At 41.6% G+C, this 310-nt stretch carries 1 pseudogene; it reads right to left on the bottom strand.

Features of this window, described 5'->3' with window-relative positions:
• Positions 1-183: pseudogene (locus ACEO2X_RS14335) on the bottom strand (transposase); the annotation flags it as partial.
• Between the last annotated feature and the right edge of the window lie 127 nt (positions 184-310).

The raw sequence follows: 310 nt of genomic DNA, 5'->3' as shown, positions 1-310 counted from the left end.
TTCATGGAATTTACGACGTGCATGGGCCATGCAGCCCACCTCAATGACCTGACCTGATTTGAAGCGTGCTTTATAACCACTGTAATCATCACAGACTAGATAACCCTGCCAGCCTTTCAAGAACTCTTCAGCATGCTGGCCTGAACGACTATCCTGAAAGTCATAGATCACCGCCTGAACTGGTGTCAACGGCAATTTAAAACTGACCCCTTTTACCTTAAAAACAGCAAAGTAAAATTGACCCCTTTGATGATTTATTAAGACTCAATTTGTGGTTGAATTCCTACTCTCTTTTTATCTTTTAGACGAT

This window comes from Acinetobacter sp. AL9 (genome assembly GCF_041464035.1).
GTDB classification, from domain to species: Bacteria; Pseudomonadota; Gammaproteobacteria; order Pseudomonadales; family Moraxellaceae; genus Acinetobacter; species Acinetobacter towneri.
This window is presented reverse-complemented; position numbering and strand designations above follow the sequence as displayed.